The sequence below is a fragment of the Amycolatopsis sp. lyj-109 genome, from assembly GCF_046548995.1.
GTDB lineage: Bacteria > Actinomycetota > Actinomycetes > Mycobacteriales > Pseudonocardiaceae > Amycolatopsis.
On sequence record NZ_JAJPWR010000005.1, the window covers coordinates 337,151 to 355,736 of the forward strand.

Here is an 18,586-nt window from a genome sequence, read left to right on the forward strand (position 1 = left end):
GCCAGGAATGAGTCATTCAGTGCACCCCCGGCTCAGTTCTCCCGGCGCAACATGCGGCTCACGCCGGCCGCCACGGTCGTCGCCAGGATCCAGCCCGAGGCCGTGAAGCCCGCCGCCACCCAGTTGTCCGATCCGTGCATGTACCAGCGGGACTTGTTGCCGAAGTCCACGATCGGCACCAGCAGGTCCGCCGTGTAGATCACCGGGTTCCACTGCAGCCCGGTGTCCTGCTGATTCACCACGCAGCGCGGGCCGCTGGCCATGAACCGGCCGGACTTGTCGTGGACGCAGTCGTCGGTACCCAAGCCGAACCACAGGCTGCCCAGGACCAGCAGCGTGAGCAGCCAGCCGAGCGCGCGGACCGGGCGGTAGCCGTAGCCGACCATCGAGCGCTGGAGCCAGCTCCACAGCCGCACCCCCGGGCCGAAGAACTTGAAGCCGCGCGCCAGCGCCTCGTAGCGGAACTGCTGTTTGCGCAGGGCCACCGTCGAAGCGTGCTCTTCGTTTCCCGCCGCGCGCAGCATGTGCGCGAGCTGGTCGTACGGCCCTGGCCGGTAGCCGCGCATGGCGTTGCGCAGCAGCTCGATGCGCTCGTCCAGGGCCTTGTCGTCGGCGAGGGGAATGCCCTTCTTGAGGGCGTCGTAGCGGAAGTCCTCCAGCTCGATGCCCTCGGACGCCGCCCAGAACTGCTGGTTGTCGCTCAGCGTTCCGCAGTGGGCTCGCCGGAGGATGATCCGGCCGGTCGGTGGGCTGCTCGGCGTCAGGATGAACTCGTCCGAGGCGACGTCGCCGGCGTCGAGGGCCACGCCGAACGGCGGCAGCGAACCGAGCTGGGATCCGCGCAGGTCGACGCGGCGGGCGACCTGCGCGCCGTCGAGGTTGACGCCGCCTTCGGCCACGAACGGGCGGCCGTTGTTGTCCCGGAGCGTCAGGTCGCGGCCGACCCGGCCGGTCCGGACGTCGAGCGAATAACTGCTGGTCGCGCGCTGGCCCGGGTCGGTGAGCCGGGTGCCCGCGAGGTTGATGCTGCCGCCGACGTCCACACCCTGCAGGCGCAGCGTGCCGTGGATGGTGGCGTCGGTGAGCTGGAAGTTTCCGGCGATCTTCGACCGGCGGGCGGAGAACACGTCCCGGCCGGGGTGGCGGAACATCGAGTTCCAGGCCAGGAAGTTGCCGCCGACGGTGACGTCGGCCAGGCGCAGCTGTCCGGTCGGCACGCGCAGGCTCGTCGCCTCGATGTCGCCGCCGATCTCGGTGCCGTCCAGGTGCAGCGCCCGGTCGTAGTACGGCACCGTCTTGCCGCGCTCGACGCGGATCTCGGCGCCGGCCAGCCGCAGCGAGCCACCGATCCGGGCGTTGACCATGCGCAACGTGCCCAGCGCCTGCAGGCCGTCGGACAGCTCGACGTTGCCGTCGACGCGCATCCGGTCGGCGACCAGCGCCGGCCGCGGGTCGATGTACGGGTCGTTGGACTTCCACGCGTCGATGGCGATCGGCCCGTGCTGGGACACCGTCAGCTTGGCCTCGCGCAGCGAGATGTCGCTGTCCACGGTGGCGCTCGGCAGGTACATGATCCCGGTGGCGGAGAACCGCTTGCGCTGGCTGGCCGGCCCGTAGTTGTCGACCTCGCACAGCAGGCTGCCGCCGATGTGCAGGCCGTTGCCGTTGAGCGCGAAGCCGTCCGGGTTGTTCAGCGTGGCGCCCGAAAAGTTGACGTTACCGCCGGTCCGTACGCCGGGGAGCCGGACTTCGCCGTTCGCGACCATCCGGTAGGCCAGCAGCGCGCCGGTCAGCACGAGCCGGTCGGCCTGGATCGCCTTGCCGTGCGGGTGGGAGATGACGGTGCGGGTGAGCACCATCGAGCCTTCGATGACCGCGTCGGTCAGGTTGACGGCGGCGTTCGGCATGCCGCGTTCGCGGTCGTCGCCGCGCTGGACGGTCGTCTCTTCGATCTCCCGCCGGTCGCCGTCGACCTGGACGACGCTGCGGATCAGCCGGACGTCGTTGCGGCTGCGCATGTTGCGGGCCTTGAGCCCGGGCAGCCAGCACTTGCGGAACACGAGCCCGAGCAGGTTCGCCTCGCGCACGTCCGGCGGCTGCTCGAACCGGCAGCGCTCGAACCGGAACAGGTACTTCAGGTCCGCGGCCCGCAGGTCCAGCGTCCCGGTGATGTAGGCGTCCTCGACGTAGACGATCGGGGCGTTCGTGGCCTGCCGCCGCCAGCGCATCAGGCCCGCGTTGCCGGGTTTCAGCAGCTCGGAGGCCTTGACCTCGTAGCGGCGGTCCGGGATGCCCGCGAACGGGTCGAGAGGGGGCAACGCGCTTTCGGTCGTCAAAACGCCCCGCCCCCTCCCTCACCCGCTTTCAAACTAGCGAATCCGAACGGTTTTCGTCACGCGTTCGGGTTCAGCACCCGGGAGAGGAACTCCTTGGTCCGCTCCTCGCGCGGGCTCCCGATGACCCGTTCGGGCGGCCCTTCTTCGACGACGACGCCGCCGTCCATGAAGAGCACCTTGTCCGCCACCTCGCGCGCGAACTGCATCTCGTGCGTGACGACGACCATGGTCATGCCGTCCTTGGCGAGCTGCTTCATCACGCCGAGGACGTCGCCGACGAGCTCCGGGTCCAGTGCGGACGTCGGCTCGTCGAACAGCATCAGCTTCGGCTGCATCGCCAGCGCCCGGGCGATCGCGACGCGCTGCTGCTGCCCGCCGGACAGCTGCGCCGGGTAGTTCTTCGCCTTGTCGGCGAGGCCGACGCGCTCCAGCAGCTCGTGCGCCCGCTGCCGGACCTGGGCCTTCGGCTCGCGCCGGACCTGGATCGGCGCCTCCATGACGTTCTCGAGCGCCGTCATGTGCGGGAAGAGGTTGAAGCGCTGGAACACCATGCCGATGTCCTTGCGCTGGAACGCGACTTCCTTCTCGGGCAGCTCGTGCAGCTTGTCGCCGCGCTGCTTGTAGCCGACCAGCACGCCGTCGACGTAGAGTCGGCCGGCGTCGATCTTCTCGAGGTGGTTGATGCAGCGCAGCAGCGTCGACTTGCCCGAGCCGGACGGCCCGATCAGGCAGAGCACCTCCCGCTCGTGCACCTCGAGGTTGATGCCCTTGAGGACGTCGACGCTGCCGAAGCTCTTGTAGATCCGCTGCGCGGACACCACGGGGGTCATGTGACGTTCCCTCCACCCCGGCTGAACATCCTCGCCGCCCAGCCCTGGCGCTGGACCACATCACGCGAAGTGCCGCGCGCGAACCGCTTCTCGATCTGGATCTGGATCAACGTCAGCACCGACGTCATGAACAGGTACCAGGCGGCCGCCGTGATGAGCAGCGGGACCGTCTTGTAGTTCTGCGAGTAGATGGTCTGCACCGCGACCATCAGCTCGAAGTACCCGATGGCCACGACCAGCGACGTCGTCTTCAGCATGGAGATCGTCTCGTTGCCGGTCGGCGGAATGATCACCCGCATCGCCTGCGGCAGGATGATCCGCCGCAGCGTCTTCGTCCGGCTCATGCCCAGCGCGCTCGCCGCTTCCAGCTGGCCCGAATCGACCGACTGGATGCCACCGCGCACGATCTCCGCCATGTACGCGGCTTCGTTGAGCCCGAGGCCGAGCAGCGACGCGGTGAACTGCGTGATCAGCTGGTTGGTGTCCCAGCTGACGAACTCCGGCCCGAACGGGATGCCCAGGCCGAGGCGCGGGTAGGCCAGCGCCAGGAAGTTCCAGATCACCAGCTGCGTGATCAGCGGCGTGCCGCGGAACAGCCAGATGTAGATCGACGCCGCCCCCTTCATCAGGGGGTTGGGCGACAGTCGCATCACGGCCAGCAGGATCCCGCCGACGATCCCGATCAGCATCGAGATCACGGTCAGGATCAGGGTGTTCTGCAGGCCCCGCAGCACCCGGTCGTCGAAGAGGTAGTCCCCGACGACCGGCCACTGCAAGGCGTCGTTCGTGATCACGCTGCGGGCCACGATGAACGCGACGAAAAGGATGACCACCCCGGCCACCCAGCGCCCGTAGTGGCGCACCGGGACGGCCTGGATGGGCTCGGCTTCGGTCGGCGCCTCGTCCGGAGGCGCTTCGGAGGAACTCACGAACTACGTCCTAACTCGACAGACTCAGGAGGCCGGGTTGATCTCCGACTTGGTGACCGCGCCGGCCGCGTTGAGACCCCACTTGTCGAGGATCTTCTTGTACGCGCCGCTGTCGATCAGCTTCTGGATCGCGCCCTGGACGGCCTTGCCGAAGTCACCGCTGTTCTTCGGCAGCACGATGCCGTACGGCGCCGTGTCGTACGGCGCGCCGACCGACTCGAGCTGGCCGTTGGTCTGCTTGACCGCGTAGTCGATGACCGGGGAGTCGGCCAGCTCGCCCTGCACGCGCTTGGCGGTGAGGGCCAGGTTGACGTCGGTCTGGGCCTGCAGCTGCGTGACCTCGATGGCGGGCTTGCCGCCGCCGGTGCAGGCGGCGTTCTTCTTGTCGAGGTCCTCGACCTGCGTGGTGCCCTTCTGGACGGCGACCTTCTTGCCGCACAGGTCGTCGGCCTTGAGACCGTCCGGGTTGCCCTTCAGCACGGCCAGCGAGGTGCCCGCGCTGTAGTACGAAATCATGTCGACCGACTGCAGCCGCTCGGCGTTGATGCTGAACGACGACATCGCCAGCTCGTACTTCTTGGCGCCGATGCCCGGGATGATGCCGTCGAACGCGGCGTTCTGGAAGTCCATCTGCACGCCGAGCACCTGGCCGATGGCGGTGCCGAGGTCGACGTCGAAGCCGGCCGGCTTGCCGTTGTCGACGAACTCGTTCGGCGGGTAGCTCTGGTCCTGGCCGACCACGATCTTGCCGTCGGACTTCACGTCGGCGGGCACCAAGGCGGCCAGCGCGTCGTCCTTGGCGACGGTGCCGGCGTCACCCGACCCCGGCGCGGCAGCCGAGCTGCTGGGGCCGACGTTGCCCGCGCCGCTGCCTCCCGCTCCGCACGCCACGGTCAAGCCGACCAGGGCGAACGCAGGCAGCAGGGCGATCGCCTTGAGCTGGGTTCCTCGGGGCACGTCGTCACTCCTCGTAGTTCTCAGTTCGTGAGAGCACGCATATTGCCACTCATCCATACCAAAGCACAGCACTGTGAAGTTACGGCGATGTTTAGACCGGCGCCCGAGCGTCGCGCCCACCCCCGGGCGTGAGTAAGGATGTCGTTCATGAACGCCACCCCGCCGCGGCTGCCCCCGTCCGGTCGACGCGCGAGGAAGGCGGCGACCAGCCGGAGCACCCGTCCGGGCGCCCGGTTCGAGGGGTACCTCTCGCCGGAGCGGCCGCACGCCGGTGCCTACGACGAGATGTTCGCCGCCGACGGCACGGTCCGCGGCCCGTACCGGGCGCTGTACGAATCCATCGCGGCCCTCGACGCGCACGACCTGCAGTCCCGCTCCCAGGCCCTCGACCGGGCGATGGTCGACCAGGGCATCACGTTCTCGCTGTCCGGACAGGAGCGGCCGTTCCCGCTGGACCTGGTCCCGCGGGTGATCCAGGCCGCCGAGTGGACGAAGATCGAGCGCGGCGTGGCCCAGCGCGTGCGCGCACTGGAAGCGTTCCTCGCCGACATCTACGGCGACCGGCAGATCCTGCGCGAAGGCGTGCTGCCGCGGCGGCTGATCACCTCCTGCGAGCACTTCCAGCGGGAGGCGTTCGGCATCACCCCGCCGAACGGCGTGCGCCTCCACGTGTCCGGAGTGGACCTGGTGCGGGACGAGGAGGGCACGTTCCGGGTGCTGGAGGACAACCTCCGCAACCCGTCCGGGGTGTCGTACGTGATGGAGAACCGGCGCACGATGGCCCGGGTCTTCCCGGACCTGTTCGCCCAGCACCGCGTGCGCCCGGTCGGTGACTACGCGTCACACCTGCTCCGGGCCCTGCGTGCGGCGGCCGCGGCGAACGTCGCCGAGCCGACGGTCGTCGTACTCACCCCCGGCATCCACAACTCGGCGTACTTCGAGCACTCGCTGCTGGCCCGGCTGATGGGGGTCGAGCTGGTCGAAGGCCGCGACATGTTCTGCCGCGACAACGTCGTCTACCTGCGGACCACCGAGGGCGAGCGCCAGGTCGACGTCATCTACCGGCGGATCGACGACGAGTTCCTCGATCCCGTGCACTACCGGCCGGACTCCGTGCTCGGCATCGCCGGCGTGCTGAACGCGGCGCGCGCGGGCAACGTCGTCGTCGCGAACGCTGTCGGCAACGGCGTCGGCGACGACAAGCTCGTCTACACCTACGTGCCGGAGATGGTGAAGTACTACCTGAACGAAAAGCCGCTGCTGCCCAATGTGGACACCTTCCGCTGCTGGCTGCCGAACGAGTTCGACCACGTCATGGCCCACCTGGACGAGCTGGTCGTGAAGCCGGTCGAGGGCTCCGGCGGCTACGGGATCGTGTTCGGGCCGGAGGCGACGAAGAAGGAGCTGGACACGCTGCGTCGCAAGGTGCGGGCGCACCGCCGCGGCTGGATCGCGCAGCCGGTGGTCCAGCTCTCGACCGTGCCGGCGAAGGTGGACGACCGGCTCGCCCCGCGGCACGTCGACCTGCGGCCGTTCGCCGTCAACGACGGCAAGGAGATCTTCGTGCTCCCCGGCGGGTTGACGCGGGTGGCGCTGCCGGAGGGCAGCCTGGTCGTCAACTCCTCGCAGGGCGGCGGCTCGAAGGACACGTGGGTGCTGACGACCCGGGCGTCGACGGCCGAGCGGGAGCTGGCGCAGCCCGCACTCGGCGCGATGTCCAGTGTGGATGGACTGGTCGCGGAACAGGGGCCCGAGCTGACGACGTCCCAGCAGCAACAGCAGCAGCAACAGAGCTAGGGAGGTTTCGCATGCTCGCCCGCAACGCGGAGTCGCTGTACTGGATCGGCCGGTACGTCGAACGCGCCGACGACACCTCCCGGATCCTCAACGTCTCGGTCCACCAGCTGCTGGAGGACGCGACCGTCGACCCGGACCACGCGAGCCGCCAGCTCCTGGCCGTCCTGGGCATCGACCCGGCGGGCGCGGAGTCGCTGGACGTGTGGAAGCTGACCGAGCTGGTGGCGTACGGGAAGGACAACCCGGCGTCGATCGTCGGCTCGATCAACTCGGCGCGCGAGAACACCCGCGGCGCCCGCGAAGTCGTCTCGACCGAGCTGTGGGAATGCCTGAACGCGACGTGGAACGCGGTGCCCGACCGGCAGCGCTACGCCCGGCGCGCCGGCCCGCACGCGTTCCTGTCGTTCGTCGAAGAGCGCGCGGCGATGTTCGCCGGGCTGGCCGACTCGACGATGAGCCGCGACGACGGCTGGCTGTTCATGGTGCTGGGCCGCTCGATCGAACGCGCCGACATGGTGGTACGGCTGCTGCTCTCGCGGGTCGCGGACCGCGCGTCGTCGCCGGGCTGGATCACCGTGCTGCGCTCGGCCGGCGCGCAGGACACCTACCTGAGGACGTACCGGGGCGCGCTGGACGCCGGCCGCGTCGTGCAGTTCCTGTTGCGGGACAGGCTGTTCCCGCGTTCGGTGTTCCACGCGCTGCTGCAGGCCGAGGAGTGTCTGCAGCGGCTCGACCCGGGCGGCGGCGCGCGCACCAACGAGCAGTCCGAATCCCTGCGCGAGCTCGGCCGCGCCCGCAGCGAGCTGGAGTTCCTCCGCCCGTCGGAGCTGCTCACCGACCTGCCGCGGCGGCTCGGGGGTTTGCAGACGTCGATCAGGGAAATCGGGGAAGCGGTTTCGATGCAGTACTTCAGCACGTCGCCGTGGGTGGCGTGGAGCGGCGCGGAGGTTTCGCTGTGACGTGGCAGCTGCGCGTGGCGCACCGGACCGGGTACCGGTACGCGACACCGGCGACGCAGTCGTACAACGAGGCTCGGCTGACCCCGCGCTCGGACCGCCGCCAGACGACGGTGGCGACCCGCATCGAGACGGCCCCGGCCACCCGCGCCTACCGGTACACCGACTACTGGGGCACGGTCGTGACGTCGTTCGACCTCCACGCGCCGCACACGGAGTTCACCGTGCTGGCGACCTCGGTCGTCGAGACGGCGGACGAGGCCGAACCGATCCGCACGGCGTCGTGGAAGGACCTCCGCGGTGAGACGGTGATCGACCACCGCACCGAGTACCTGACCCCGACCGACTACACCCCGCGAGACGTCACGTTGGCGCGCGAGGCCCGTTCGCTGCGGACGGGCCTCGACCCGGCGGACGCGGTGCTCGCGGTGTGCGAGTGGGTGAACAAGCAGCTCAAGTACCAGCCGGGCACCACCGGCGTCCACTCGACGGCGACCGACGCCTGGCAGGCGCGCGAAGGCGTCTGCCAGGACTTCGCGCACGTGACCCTGGTGATGCTGCGGGCGATCGGGGTACCGGCGCGGTACGTGTCGGGGTACCTGCACACGAAACCGGACGCGAAGCTCGGCGAGGTGGTCGAAGGCGAGTCCCACGCGTGGGTCGACGTCTGGACCGGCGGGTGGTGGGCGTACGACCCGACGAACGCGATCCCGGTCGGGCCGCGGCACGTGTGGGTGGCCATGGGCCGGGACTACGCCGACGTGGCCCCGTTGAAGGGCATCTTCACCGGGGGTGGGCAGTCCACTTTGGACGTCTCGGTGCACCTGACCCGGCTGGCCTAGGCCGTTCGCTCGTCGAGCAGGTTCCGCAGGTGGTCGATGGTGGCGCGGATGTCGTTTTCCCACTTCCGCGCCTCCTCGTCGCCGCCCTTGGCGGCGTCGAGCTGGGCGAGCACCCAGGTCCGGATCAACGCGGTCGGCTGCACGTTCCGTGCAACGGCGAGCTGCCGGAGTTCTTCGATCCGGTCGACGGGGATGCGCACGCTGTAGACGGCGGTGGGGTTCTTGGACGGTCGCTGGTGTCGCACCCAGTCGACCTCGGCGTCGGCATCCGGATCGGCCTCTCACTCCAGCAACGTATTACGCCGTAATACGGGAACCCGATCGGGGCAATACCCCTACCCCAGCCGGCCTGAGCTTCAGAGCAAGAAGGTCCCGCCTGCCGCTTCGGCCACGTCCGCGCCGAGGGCTGACGCCGGCGTGTGCGCACCCGGCTTGCCTTCGCCGCGGGCCAGGCGAGCCGCCGTTTCGCCCACGACCCCCGCGGTGAAGTCCATGGCTTCGTCCGCGCGCAGCCAGCCCTCGCGGGTGGCTCCGCCGGGCCAGGTCACGATGGCGTGGCCCCAAGTGTGCGTGCGGGGGCGGGGCGCCGACTTCGTCCGGACCGCGGCGAGCCGCCGGACGGCGAACCGGCGCACGGCCGGGATCGACACCAGCCGCCCGAGCAGCGGGAGCAGGGCCCGGACCACCGGCGCGGTCGGGGCGAGCCCGGAGAAGACTGTGACGTCCGGCGCGCCGGACGCGCGCTGGGCGGCGATCAGCTCACCCGAGTCGATGCCCGCCACCTTCGCCGACTCGCCGTCCGGCAGGACGAGGGTGCGCGGGCTCGCGCCCCGGGCCGAAACCGCGGTCACGCCGTCGACGATGCTGGCGGCCAGCGCGACTCCCACGGCCCCCTCTTTGATGGCGACGGAAGCCAGCGCGTCGACCTGCACGCGGCTCGGCGTGTCACGCCCCTCGCACAGCTTCGCGACGACGGCCTCGGTGGCCAGGACGCCGAACCCGGCGCCGGTGACGAACGTGCTGCCGCCGGCCAGGGCCTCGTCGTGCAGGTCGAGCAGCCGCCGGACCGCGACCAGGTCCGCGGCCATGTCCACGTAGTGCCCGCCGGGCAGGCAGGCCCGCGCGATCGCCGGGGCGGTGGCGGCGTACTCGCCGATGGTGTTGATCACGACCGTCGGCCGCTGCCGCCGGATCTCCGCCGCGATCGCCTCGGCGCCGTCGGCGACGACGAACTTCGCGCCGGTCGCGTCCAGACGCTCCCTGCTGCGCCCGACCAGCACGGCCGGCAGGCCCCGGCGCTCGAGTTCGGCGGTGATGGCCCGGCCGGTCCGGCCCAGCGCTCCGAGAACCCAGATCTCCATGTCGACTCCCAGTGACGTCTCAGTGTGTCATCACTGAGGCTAGCACGTGATGACACGCTGAGACGTCACTTGTAGGCTGTCCCGGTGGCCAGATGGGATCCCGGGACCGCGGACCGGCTGCGGAAAGCCGCGCTCGAGCTGTACGCCGAGCACGGCTACGACGCCGTCACCATCACGCAGATCGCCGAGCGCGCCGGAATCACCCGCCGCTCGTACTTCCGCTACTTCCCCGACAAGCGCGAAGTCCTCTTCGCCGGCTCGGAGCAGCTGCCGCCCGCGGTCGGCGAAGCCGTGCTGGCCGCGGAGGAAGGCGAGTCACCCTTGCGCACGGCCCTCGCGGCGCTCGCCGAGGTCGGGACGCGGGTCACGCAGCTGGTCGACCCGTCGCCGGAACGCCGGGCCGTGATCGCCGCGAGCGCCGAACTCCGCGAGCGGGAGCGGAGCAAGGCGGCGGCGATCACCACCGCGCTCCGGGAAGGCCTCGAACAGCGGGGAACACCTCCCGGGCCGGCGAAAGCGGCGGCGCAGGTCGCGACGATCGTCTTCGGCGACGCGTTCGACCGGTGGATCGACGCGGCCGGGAAGCGGGACTTCCCGGCGTGCCTGGAGACGGCCGCCGCGACCTTGCGCGAGGCCTGCGGCTAACCGCGGGCGTGGGCGTCCAGGATGTGCGCGACGGCCTCGGTGACCTGCTGCGCGTAGTCCAGGTGCAGCCACTCGTCCGGCACGTGGATGTTCGAGTCGGCTCCGCACGCGCCGGTGACCAGGAACTGCGCGTCCGGGTACTTCCGCGAGAGCAGACCCATGAACGGGATCGAGCCGCCCATGCCGGTCGCGCGGTGGGGACGGCCGAAGACCTCGTCGCTGAGCGTGCGCAGGGCCTTCGTCAGCCACGGCGACTCGGTCGGCGCGTTCCAGCCGTTCTCCGCCTGCGGGGAGCCGAAGGTGACCTTCGCGCCGTACGGGACGTCGGTGGCCAGGGCACGCTTCACGGCTTCGAGCGCCTTCTCGGCGTCGGCCGTCGGCGGGAGCCGGAAGCTCAGCGTCAGCGTGGTGCTCTCGCGCAGGACGTTCCCGGCGTCGGCGGGCTTCGGGAAGCCGTCGGCGCCGATCACCGACAGCGTTGGGCGCCACGCGTTGTTGAGCATCAGCTCGAGCGCGTCCTCGGTGATCACGCGCCCGCCTTCGACCAGCGGGAACGCCTTCGACATCGCCTCCGGGAAGTCCTGCGAGACGGCCTTGAGCTCCGAGAGCCGGTCCGCCGGGACGTCGACCTTGAGCTCGTCCAGCAGCAATTCCCCGGTCGCGCTGTCCTCGAGGCGTTCGAGCAGGTGCCGCAGGATCCGGAACGAGCTCGCGACGACACCGGACGCGACGCCGGAGTGCTGCGCCGAGCCGAGCAGTTGCACCGTGACGTCGAGGTGCAGCATCCCGCGCAGGCTCGTGACCAGCCACAACCGCTCGTAGTCGCTGCCGCCGGCGTCGAGGCAGACGACCAGCGAGACGTCGCCGATGCGGCCGGCCAGGTGCTCGACGTACGCGGGCAGGTCGGGGCTGCCGGACTCTTCACCGGTCTCCAGCAGCAGCACGATGCGGGCGTGCTCGCCGCCGGCCGCGTGCACGGCCTCGATCGCGGTGGTCGCCGCGTAGCCGGAGTAGCCGTCGTCGACGGACCCGCGGCCGTACAACCGGCCGTCGCGGATCACCGGGGTCCACGGGTCGAGGCCCTCGGACCAGCCGCCGACCGGAGGCTGCTTGTCGAGGTGGCCGTACATCAGGACGGTGCCCTTGTCCGCCGCACCCGGGGTCGCCGGGACGTCGACGAGCAACAGCGGGGTCCGGTCTTCGAGCTGCACGACCTCCAGGCTCGCGCCGGGCAGGTCGCGGGCGGCGATCCACTCGCGGACGTGCTCGACGGCGGCGGCGAGGTGACCGCTCTTGGCCCACTCCGCGTCGAAGGCCGGGGACAGGGCGGGGATCGCCACCAGCCCGGAAAGGCTCGGGATGACGTCGCTGGTCCAGGACGCCACTACGGATTCACGTACGGATTTCTGCTCCACCCGGCCCATCGTGCCACGCACGTCCCAGCGTGCGGCACGTCACAACGTCGCCTCCGGTCGTGAGTGGTAATTCGGGTTAGAACCCGAATTACCACTCACGACCCAGGTGAGGGCGCGCGCTGGTTCCCTACTCTCGTAGGTCCGATGCTCGGGCTTCCTAACGTTTTCCCTGTTCAGGGGCTGTTTCTCAGCAACAAATCAGTATCCGTGACTCACCAAAACGCGGACCTTCGTGCCAGGATGTCCGCGAGAACCGTCAACGCCGACGGTGACCGAGCGCTTCGGACCCGATGCGCTGGTCCCCGCCGGTGCAGTCGCTGTGGTCGCCACAAGCGGCCGCCAGAGGCACCGACACCAAGGAGTACAGCGCATGCCGTCCGAACAGTGGACGCACCCGGAGCCTGGAGACGGCCCCGCCGCGGTCGCGGCGCAGCCCTCCCCCGAACAGGTGATCGCCGGATTGCGAGCGACCAGCGAAGGTGGCGCTGAGCTCACTCAGCTGCTCACCCCCGAAGGCGAACGGGTTCCCTCGCCCCAGTTCGACAAGTACGTCGAGGACGTCGACGCCGAAGCACTCCGCGGCCTGTACCGCGACATGGTGCTGGTCCGGCGGGCCGACCGCGAGGCGAACGCCATGCAGCGCCAGGGCCAGCTCGGCATCTGGGTCCCGCTGCTCGGCCAGGAAGCCGCCCAGATCGGCTCCGGCCGCGCCCTCAAGGCGAACGACATGGCGTTCCCCAGCTACCGCGAACACGGCGTCGCGTACGCGCGCGGGGTCGACATGAAGGACCTGCTGGGCATATTCCGGTGCACCGACCACAGCGGCTGGGACTACAAAGAGCACGGCTTCCACCCGTACTGCATCGTCATCGGCAACCAGGTGCTCAACGCCGCCGGTTACGCGATGGGGCAGCGGTTCGAGGGCAAGGTCGGTGACGACGACGGCGAAGCCACGATCTGCTACTTCGGTGACGGCGCGACCTCGCAGGGTGATGTCCACGAAGGATTCGTCTGGGCCGCCGTCTACGACGCGCCGCTCGTCTTCTTCTGCCAGAACAACCAGTGGGCGATCTCCGAGCCGACCGAGCGCCAGTCGCGCCTGCCGCTGTACCAGCGCGCCCGCGGTTACGGTTTCCCCGGCATCCGCGTCGACGGCAACGACGTCCTCGCCTGCCTGGCGGTGTCGCGCTGGGCGCTCGACGAGTGCCGGCACGGCAACGGCCCGGTGCTGATCGAGGCGTTCACCTACCGGATGGACGCGCACACGACGACCGACGACCCGTCCCGCTACCGGCTCTCCGACGAGCTGGAGGAGTGGAAGCTCAAGGACCCGATCGAGCGGGTCCGCGCGTACCTGGCCCGTGGCGGCTACGCCGACCAGGCGTTCTTCGACAGCGTCCAAGCCGACGCCGACGCCTTCGCCGCGGACCTGCGCGAGTACACGTTCAACATGCCCGAACCGCCGCCGGAGCGGATCTTCAGCAACGTCTACGCCGAGGGCAACCCGGTGCTGGACGCGCAGCGCGAAGAGTTCCTGTCCTACCTCGACGGCTTCGTATCGGCGGGTGAGCACTGATGACCGACCTCCAGAAACTCACCATCGGCAAGGCCATCAACCTCGGCCTGCGCCGCGCGATGGAAGAGGACCCGAAGGTCCTGATCATGGGGGAGGACGTCGGCAAGCTCGGCGGCGTCTTCCGGATCACCGACGGCCTGCAGAAGGACTTCGGCGAGCAGCGCGTGCTCGACACGCCGCTCGCGGAATCCGGCATCATCGGGACCGCGGTCGGCTTGGCCGTGCGCGGTTTCCGGCCGGTGTGCGAGATCCAGTTCGAGGGCTTCATCTTCCCCGGCTTCGACCAGATCTCCTCGCAGCTGGCGAAGCTGCACTACCGGACGCAGGGCAAGATCAAGATGCCGGTCGTGATCCGGGTGCCGTTCGGCGGCGGGATCGGCGCGGTCGAGCACCACTCGGAGTCGCCGGAGTCGCTGTTCGCGCACATCCCCGGCCTGAAGGTCGTCTCGATCTCCAACGCCGTCGACGCCTACTGGGGCATCCAGCAGGCGATCAAGTCGGACGACCCGGTGCTGTTCTTCGAGCCGAAGCGGCTGTACCACTCGGGTGCGCTGCGCGCGGAGATCGATGTGGCCGGCACGCCTGTCCCGTGCTTCTCGTCGCAGGTCGTGCGCGAAGGCACGACGGCGACGGTCGTCGCATACGGCCCGTCGGTGAAGGTCGCCCTCGACGCGGCCGCCGCGGCCGAGGACGAAGGCAAGTCCCTCGAGGTCATCGACCTGCGCACGCTCTCGCCGCTGGACCTCGGGCCGGTGTTCGAGTCGGTGCGCAAGACCGGACGGCTGATCGCGCTGTCGGAGGCGCCGTCGGAGTCGTCGCTGACGTCGGAGATCGCCGCGCGCGTCCAGCAGGAGTGCTTCTACTCGCTGGAAGCGCCCGTCCTCCGGGTGACCGGGTTCGACACGCCGTACCCGCCGGCCAAGCTCGAGGAGCACTACCTCCCCGACCTGGACCGGGTGCTGCACGCCGTCGACCGATCACTCGCCTGGTAAGGGGGATTTCGCGCAATGCCCATGTACAAACAATTCCCCTTGGCCGACACGGCGGAGGGGCTCACCGAAGCCGACATCCTGTCCTGGCACGTGAAGCCGGGCGACACCGTGACGGTGAACCAGATCGTGGTCGAGATCGAGACCGCGAAGGCCGCCGTCGAACTGCCGATCCCGTGGGCCGGGGTCGTCACGGAGCTGCACGTCGAGCCGGGGCAGACGGTGGAGGTCGGCACCGCGATCCTCACCATCGACGTCGACCCGGGTGGTGCGGCCGCGCCCGCGCCTGCCACCGCTGCGCCGGCGCCCGTCGAAGAAGAAGAGATGAAGCCGCTGGTCGGGTACGGCTCGAAGGCCGTGGTCACGCAGCGTCGGACCCGCAAGAGCCCCAATGTGGCCTTGGTTGCGTCTGACGCACCCAAGGTGGCCTTCGGTGCGTCTGACGCACCGAAGGCCACATTGGGGCGCTCGTCTCAGCCTGCCGCTAACCCGCGCGGCGGGTACGTCCCGCTGGCGAAGCCGCCCGTGCGGAAGCTCGCGAAGGACCTCGGCGTCGACCTGCACGCGCTGACCGGTAGCGCCGACGGTGGCGTGATCACCCGGGACGACGTCGAGCGCGCCGCCAACGGAGCTCCAGTCGTCGAGTCCGTTGTGGACAACGGGACGCGCGAACGGCGCGTGCCAATCAAGGGCGTCCGCAAGATGACCGCGGCGGCGATGGTGCAGAGCGCGTACACCGCTCCGCACGTCACGGAGTTCCTGACCATCGACGTCACGCCGATGATGGAGTTCCGCGAGAAGCTGAAGAAGTCGCGGGAGTTCGCCGGGGTGAAGGTCACGCCGCTGACGTTCGCGGCGAAGGCCGTGTGCCTGGCGGCGAAGCGCACGCCGGACATCAACGCGGTGTGGGACGAGGCCGCGCAGGAGATCGTCTTCAAGGACTACGTGCACCTCGGGATCGCGGCGGCGACGCCGCGCGGCCTGATCGTGCCCAAGGTCCGCGACGCCGACTCGATGTCGCTGAAGGAGCTGGCGAACGCGCTGACGACGCTGACCGACGTCGCCCGCGAGGGCAAGACGTCGCCGGCGGACATGGCGAACGGCACGATCACGATCACCAACGTGGGCGTGTTCGGCGTCGACACCGGCACGCCGATCATCAACCCGGGCGAGTCCGCGATCCTGTGCCTCGGCGCGATCAAGGACCAGCCGTGGGTGGTGGACGGCGAGATCAAGGTCCGGAAGGTGCTCCAGCTGTCGCTGAGCTTCGACCACCGCGTGGTCGACGGCCAGCAGGGTTCGGAGTTCCTCGCCGACGTCGGCGCGTTGCTGGCCGACCCGGCGATGGCCATGACGTACTGAGTTTCCGCTGGTGAGGGCCGCCTTCGGGCGGCCCTCACGGCTTTCGGGTCCGGCGCAGCCCCTCGACGGCGTCGCGGAGGAACCGCCGCGGCCCGGAAGGTCGCTCGGGAGCGGGATCGGACGCAGCCGCGATCGGCGGCGGCGCGGGCCGCCGGGCCGCAATCTCCCGCAGCAGCCTGGCCACCTCGCGCTCGTAGTCGGCGAGCAGGGCCTGGACCAGCTGCGAACGCACGTCGGGGTCGAACCCGGCGTACTGCGCGAAGGCCGCCTCCTTGTACCGCTCAGCCGAGGCGCGGAAGACTTCGCCGTCCGTCTCGGTGATCAGCCCCGCGGCCTGCATCTCGAAGATCCGCCGCGCGGCCGGCTCCTCGATCTGGGTCCGCACCAGCGCTTCGAGGTCGTGCGGGTGGTCCGCCATCAACGCCCCCGGTCCCGTCGATCCTGCGCGATCTCGGCTTCGGCACGCAGCTCGGCGATGGACAGGGCGACCCGCGCCTCCTGCTTCGCCGTGGCGACCTTCCGCTCGGCGCCGGCGACGAGCTCGGCCGCCTTCGCCGCGAGGCCCTTGCCGGTCTCGGCCGGGGAGCTCCCGGGCCTTCGGATGAGTTCGGACATGGTCTCCGTCCCGGTCAGTTCCGGCGCAGCTTGGCGATTTCCTTGCGCAGCTCGTCCCGCAGCGCCTGGTTCAGCAGCTGCTTCACCTCCGGGTCCCAGTGCGGGTCGGCGTCGAGCTGCAGGAGGTGCTGGTTGAACCGCTGGGCGGTCACGGTGAAGAGCTTGATGCGGGTGTCCGCCCGCGCGCCCTGCATTTCGATCCGGATCTCGGAGTAGGCCCGGTTGACCGTCAGGACCACCGCACGCGCCAAGGCGATCGTGGGCTGCCCGAGGGCTTGGACCAAGGCCCCGACGACCACGTCACCCAGATCGGCGTCGGCGTTCGCGGCCAGGGCGCCGCTGGTGTCGCGCACTTCGAACGGCAATTGCCTGCCACTTTGTTCGACCTCGAAACCCACCACGCACACTCACCTGTTCAGTCGGTCCACCACAACCCGATCGCGGCCAGGACACCGACGACGAAAACCGTCAAGATCGTCGTTCCGAGTCCTTGCACCAGCGAACTGACCACGATGCACAGCAGCACTTCCACGACGAAGATGTCGAATTTGCTGTCCGGGTCACCTCGCCGGGCCTTCCGCTGCCTGCTCAGCAGGGCGGCCACCGGAAACCCGAGCCCCTGCCGAATCGTTTTCTGGTACCCGGATGCACCCTCCAGCGCGGAAAAAGCCGACAGCAGAACCCACTTGATCAGTGGCAACAGAACGAATCTGGCGATACCGAAAGAAAACAACAGCCACCCGAACGCCAGTAGGCACGCACCCAGGAAAGACCACACAGTGCACCCCTCTCGCGCTCCCGAAACCAGCTTAACCGCACGCGAAGGACAAGTCCGTCCAAAATGGTCTGAAAAAGAACCGGCCGGACGGTCATACTTGGTATCAGTCACCCCGGCGGGCGGACACTGCCGAGATAGGCGGAGATTTCCGCGGCGGCGGCCGAACGCTGCCGCACGCCGTACTTGCGCAGGATCTTGCCGACGTGGGTCTTCACCGTGGGCAGTTCGATGTGCAGCCGTTCCCGGATCTCGTCGTTCGTGAGGCCCTCGGCCAGCAGGCCCGCGACCTCCCGCTCGCGGACACTCAGGGACTCGAACCGCTCGGCGGCCTGCCGGTAGGAGTCGAACTCCATTTCGGCCGTGTCGACCTGGAGCCGTTCGCACTCCCGCACCAGCTCGCGCGCGGACTCCCGCAGGGGGTGGGCGTCCGCCTCGAGCGCGTCCCGCAGATCGGCGGCCGCCGCCCGCACGACGGAGACCCGCTCGACCACGAGGTCGGCCATCGACCGCGAGAGCACCCGGGTCACCGCCGGCCGCTCGCCGTCGTCGAGCGTCTGCAGGAACCGGCGGTTCTCCTCCTCGGTGGACAACATCCGGGCCAGCACCTCGGCGAGCCATTCCAGCGCGGCCAGTTCGGCGTCCCCGTAGCTGTCCGACGTGTAGGTCTGGGCGGAGACGACGCCGATGACCTCGTCGGTCCCCGTCCGGCGCATCGGCACGACGAGCGCGTCCGCCGACCGGCGGCCCCGGTCGCCCCACGGGATGCCCCGGTCGAGCACCGCGCCGCCGTCGTCGCGGTAGCGGTAGGACCGGCGGTTCCGGAACACCCAGCCGGTCGGCCCATCCGGGTTCAGTTCGCGCAGGCCCGGCAGGGCGTAGACCGAGCCGTCGTACTGGTAGGCGTAGAGGACGTGCCCGGGATCGCGGAACAACGCCACGTAGAAGGCGTCGACCTTCATCGCCGAGGCCACCACCTCGCGGAGGTGGTCATAGAGGGCGTGGTGCCCCCGGACGGCGAGCACGGAGAGCGACTTCTGTCCGTCTCGCAGGAGCCGGACCAGGCGTTCGTCGAACGGGTACCCGCGCGTCACGGACACTCTCCTCTGTCGGTTGCCTCCCCTGAAGTCGAGAGGATGACCAGGTCCGTTACGACCTCTCACGGACCGTGACCATGCTTATCCGCTTGACGGAGTGAGCA

At 69.7% G+C, this 18,586-nt stretch carries 19 protein-coding genes; 7 read left to right on the forward strand and 12 right to left on the reverse strand.

The window, feature by feature from the left end; all coding sequences use genetic code 11:
* Nucleotides 1–32: 32 nt before the first annotated feature.
* The 4 genes from ACLJQF_RS13720 to ACLJQF_RS13735 are packed head-to-tail and all read right to left on the reverse strand — an operon-like array spanning nucleotide 33 to nucleotide 5,052.
* Nucleotides 33–2,336, reverse strand: coding sequence for an oxidoreductase (locus ACLJQF_RS13720; protein WP_410608744.1), 2,304 nt, complete (start codon nucleotides 2,334–2,336; stop codon nucleotides 33–35).
* Nucleotides 2,337–2,392: 56 nt separating this feature from the next.
* The gene (locus ACLJQF_RS13725) at nucleotides 2,393–3,166 is read right to left on the reverse strand and encodes an amino acid ABC transporter ATP-binding protein (RefSeq protein WP_410608745.1); all 774 of its coding nucleotides are present in this window, start codon (nucleotides 3,164–3,166) and stop codon (nucleotides 2,393–2,395) included.
* Nucleotides 3,163–4,095 carry an amino acid ABC transporter permease gene (locus tag ACLJQF_RS13730; protein ID WP_410608747.1) on the reverse strand — a complete coding sequence of 311 codons (933 nt, stop codon included), beginning with the start codon at nucleotides 4,093–4,095 and terminating at the stop codon, nucleotides 3,163–3,165. Before ACLJQF_RS13730 ends, ACLJQF_RS13725 begins: the two co-directional genes overlap by 4 nt.
* Before the next feature lie 24 nt (nucleotides 4,096–4,119).
* Nucleotides 4,120–5,052, reverse strand: a complete 933-nt coding sequence (locus ACLJQF_RS13735; RefSeq protein ID WP_410608749.1) for an ABC transporter substrate-binding protein — start codon at nucleotides 5,050–5,052, stop codon at nucleotides 4,120–4,122.
* Between the two features lie 138 nt (nucleotides 5,053–5,190).
* Here ACLJQF_RS13735 and ACLJQF_RS13740 point away from each other — a divergent pair, with 138 nt between their 5' ends.
* From ACLJQF_RS13740 to ACLJQF_RS13750, 3 genes are read left to right on the forward strand one after another with little or no spacing between them, the layout of a single operon-like run.
* Nucleotides 5,191–6,849 carry a circularly permuted type 2 ATP-grasp protein gene (locus ACLJQF_RS13740; protein ID WP_410608751.1) on the forward strand — a complete coding sequence of 553 codons (1,659 nt, stop codon included), beginning with the start codon at nucleotides 5,191–5,193 and terminating at the stop codon, nucleotides 6,847–6,849.
* An 11-nt stretch (nucleotides 6,850–6,860) separates the two neighbouring features.
* The gene (locus ACLJQF_RS13745) at nucleotides 6,861–7,808 is read left to right on the forward strand and encodes an alpha-E domain-containing protein (RefSeq protein WP_410608753.1); all 948 of its coding nucleotides are present in this window, start codon (nucleotides 6,861–6,863) and stop codon (nucleotides 7,806–7,808) included.
* Nucleotides 7,805–8,647, forward strand: coding sequence for a transglutaminase family protein (locus ACLJQF_RS13750; RefSeq protein ID WP_410608755.1), 843 nt, complete (start codon nucleotides 7,805–7,807; stop codon nucleotides 8,645–8,647). The genes ACLJQF_RS13745 and ACLJQF_RS13750 overlap by 4 nt, the downstream gene beginning before the upstream one ends.
* Here the strand turns inward: ACLJQF_RS13750 and ACLJQF_RS13755 are convergent.
* Both ACLJQF_RS13755 and ACLJQF_RS13760 read right to left on the reverse strand, forming a co-directional pair.
* On the reverse strand, nucleotides 8,644–8,892 hold the full coding sequence (locus tag ACLJQF_RS13755) for a hypothetical protein (protein ID WP_410608757.1): 249 nt from the start codon (nucleotides 8,890–8,892) through the stop codon (nucleotides 8,644–8,646). The genes ACLJQF_RS13750 and ACLJQF_RS13755 overlap by 4 nt on opposite strands.
* 111 nt (nucleotides 8,893–9,003) lie before the next feature.
* Nucleotides 9,004–10,008, reverse strand: a complete 1,005-nt coding sequence (locus ACLJQF_RS13760; RefSeq protein WP_410608759.1) for a hypothetical protein — start codon at nucleotides 10,006–10,008, stop codon at nucleotides 9,004–9,006.
* Between the two features lie 84 nt (nucleotides 10,009–10,092).
* Here ACLJQF_RS13760 and ACLJQF_RS13765 point away from each other — a divergent pair, with 84 nt between their 5' ends.
* Nucleotides 10,093–10,653, forward strand: coding sequence for a TetR/AcrR family transcriptional regulator (locus ACLJQF_RS13765; RefSeq protein WP_410608761.1), 561 nt, complete (start codon nucleotides 10,093–10,095; stop codon nucleotides 10,651–10,653).
* Here ACLJQF_RS13765 and ACLJQF_RS13770 read toward each other — a convergent pair.
* On the reverse strand, nucleotides 10,650–12,068 hold the full coding sequence (locus ACLJQF_RS13770; RefSeq protein WP_410608763.1) for a M20/M25/M40 family metallo-hydrolase: 1,419 nt from the start codon (nucleotides 12,066–12,068) through the stop codon (nucleotides 10,650–10,652). The two genes, ACLJQF_RS13765 and ACLJQF_RS13770, sit on opposite strands and share 4 nt — an antisense overlap.
* Nucleotides 12,069–12,438: 370 nt before the next feature.
* Here ACLJQF_RS13770 and pdhA point away from each other — a divergent pair, with 370 nt between their 5' ends.
* The 3 genes from pdhA to ACLJQF_RS13785 are packed head-to-tail and all read left to right on the forward strand — an operon-like array spanning nucleotide 12,439 to nucleotide 15,995.
* Nucleotides 12,439–13,644, forward strand: coding sequence for a pyruvate dehydrogenase (acetyl-transferring) E1 component subunit alpha (pdhA, locus tag ACLJQF_RS13775; RefSeq protein ID WP_410608765.1), 1,206 nt, complete (start codon nucleotides 12,439–12,441; stop codon nucleotides 13,642–13,644).
* On the forward strand, nucleotides 13,644–14,636 hold the full coding sequence (locus tag ACLJQF_RS13780) for an alpha-ketoacid dehydrogenase subunit beta (RefSeq protein WP_410608767.1): 993 nt from the start codon (nucleotides 13,644–13,646) through the stop codon (nucleotides 14,634–14,636). Before pdhA ends, ACLJQF_RS13780 begins: the two co-directional genes overlap by 1 nt.
* Before the next feature lie 15 nt (nucleotides 14,637–14,651).
* Nucleotides 14,652–15,995, forward strand: a complete 1,344-nt coding sequence (locus ACLJQF_RS13785) for a dihydrolipoamide acetyltransferase family protein (protein ID WP_410608769.1) — start codon at nucleotides 14,652–14,654, stop codon at nucleotides 15,993–15,995.
* A gap of 34 nt (nucleotides 15,996–16,029) precedes the next feature.
* Here the strand turns inward: ACLJQF_RS13785 and ACLJQF_RS13790 are convergent, their stop codons facing one another.
* The 5 genes from ACLJQF_RS13790 to ACLJQF_RS13810 all read right to left on the reverse strand — a co-directional run bounded on the left by ACLJQF_RS13790 (nucleotide 16,030) and on the right by ACLJQF_RS13810 (nucleotide 18,479).
* Nucleotides 16,030–16,413, reverse strand: coding sequence for a hypothetical protein (locus ACLJQF_RS13790; protein ID WP_410608771.1), 384 nt, complete (start codon nucleotides 16,411–16,413; stop codon nucleotides 16,030–16,032).
* Nucleotides 16,413–16,610, reverse strand: a complete 198-nt coding sequence (locus tag ACLJQF_RS13795) for a hypothetical protein (RefSeq protein WP_410608773.1) — start codon at nucleotides 16,608–16,610, stop codon at nucleotides 16,413–16,415. Before ACLJQF_RS13795 ends, ACLJQF_RS13790 begins: the two co-directional genes overlap by 1 nt.
* 14 nt (nucleotides 16,611–16,624) lie before the next feature.
* Nucleotides 16,625–17,011: a hypothetical protein gene (locus tag ACLJQF_RS13800; protein ID WP_410608774.1), complete on the reverse strand. Its 387-nt coding sequence runs from the start codon at nucleotides 17,009–17,011 to the stop codon at nucleotides 16,625–16,627.
* Nucleotides 17,012–17,025: 14 nt separating this feature from the next.
* The gene (locus ACLJQF_RS13805; protein WP_410608775.1) at nucleotides 17,026–17,388 is read right to left on the reverse strand and encodes a hypothetical protein; all 363 of its coding nucleotides are present in this window, start codon (nucleotides 17,386–17,388) and stop codon (nucleotides 17,026–17,028) included.
* Between the two features lie 107 nt (nucleotides 17,389–17,495).
* The gene (locus ACLJQF_RS13810) at nucleotides 17,496–18,479 is read right to left on the reverse strand and encodes a LuxR C-terminal-related transcriptional regulator (RefSeq protein ID WP_410608777.1); all 984 of its coding nucleotides are present in this window, start codon (nucleotides 18,477–18,479) and stop codon (nucleotides 17,496–17,498) included.
* Nucleotides 18,480–18,586: the final 107 nt, after the last annotated feature.

Excerpts from the sequence above, each read along its gene's own strand:
- ACLJQF_RS13740 (WP_410608751.1), top strand. The coding sequence starts at position 5,191 with ATGTCGTTCATGAACGCCACCCCGCCGCGGCTGCCCCCGTCCGGTCGA.
- ACLJQF_RS13790 (WP_410608771.1), bottom strand. The coding sequence starts at position 16,413 with ATGGCGGACCACCCGCACGACCTCGAAGCGCTGGTGCGGACCCAGATC.
- ACLJQF_RS13760 (WP_410608759.1), bottom strand. The coding sequence starts at position 10,008 with ATGGAGATCTGGGTTCTCGGAGCGCTGGGCCGGACCGGCCGGGCCATC.
- pdhA (WP_410608765.1), top strand. The coding sequence starts at position 12,439 with ATGCCGTCCGAACAGTGGACGCACCCGGAGCCTGGAGACGGCCCCGCC.
- ACLJQF_RS13785 (WP_410608769.1), top strand. The coding sequence starts at position 14,652 with ATGCCCATGTACAAACAATTCCCCTTGGCCGACACGGCGGAGGGGCTC.
- ACLJQF_RS13780 (WP_410608767.1), top strand. The coding sequence starts at position 13,644 with ATGACCGACCTCCAGAAACTCACCATCGGCAAGGCCATCAACCTCGGC.
- ACLJQF_RS13745 (WP_410608753.1), top strand. The coding sequence starts at position 6,861 with ATGCTCGCCCGCAACGCGGAGTCGCTGTACTGGATCGGCCGGTACGTC.
- ACLJQF_RS13795 (WP_410608773.1), bottom strand. The coding sequence starts at position 16,610 with ATGTCCGAACTCATCCGAAGGCCCGGGAGCTCCCCGGCCGAGACCGGC.
- ACLJQF_RS13725 (WP_410608745.1), bottom strand. The coding sequence starts at position 3,166 with ATGACCCCCGTGGTGTCCGCGCAGCGGATCTACAAGAGCTTCGGCAGC.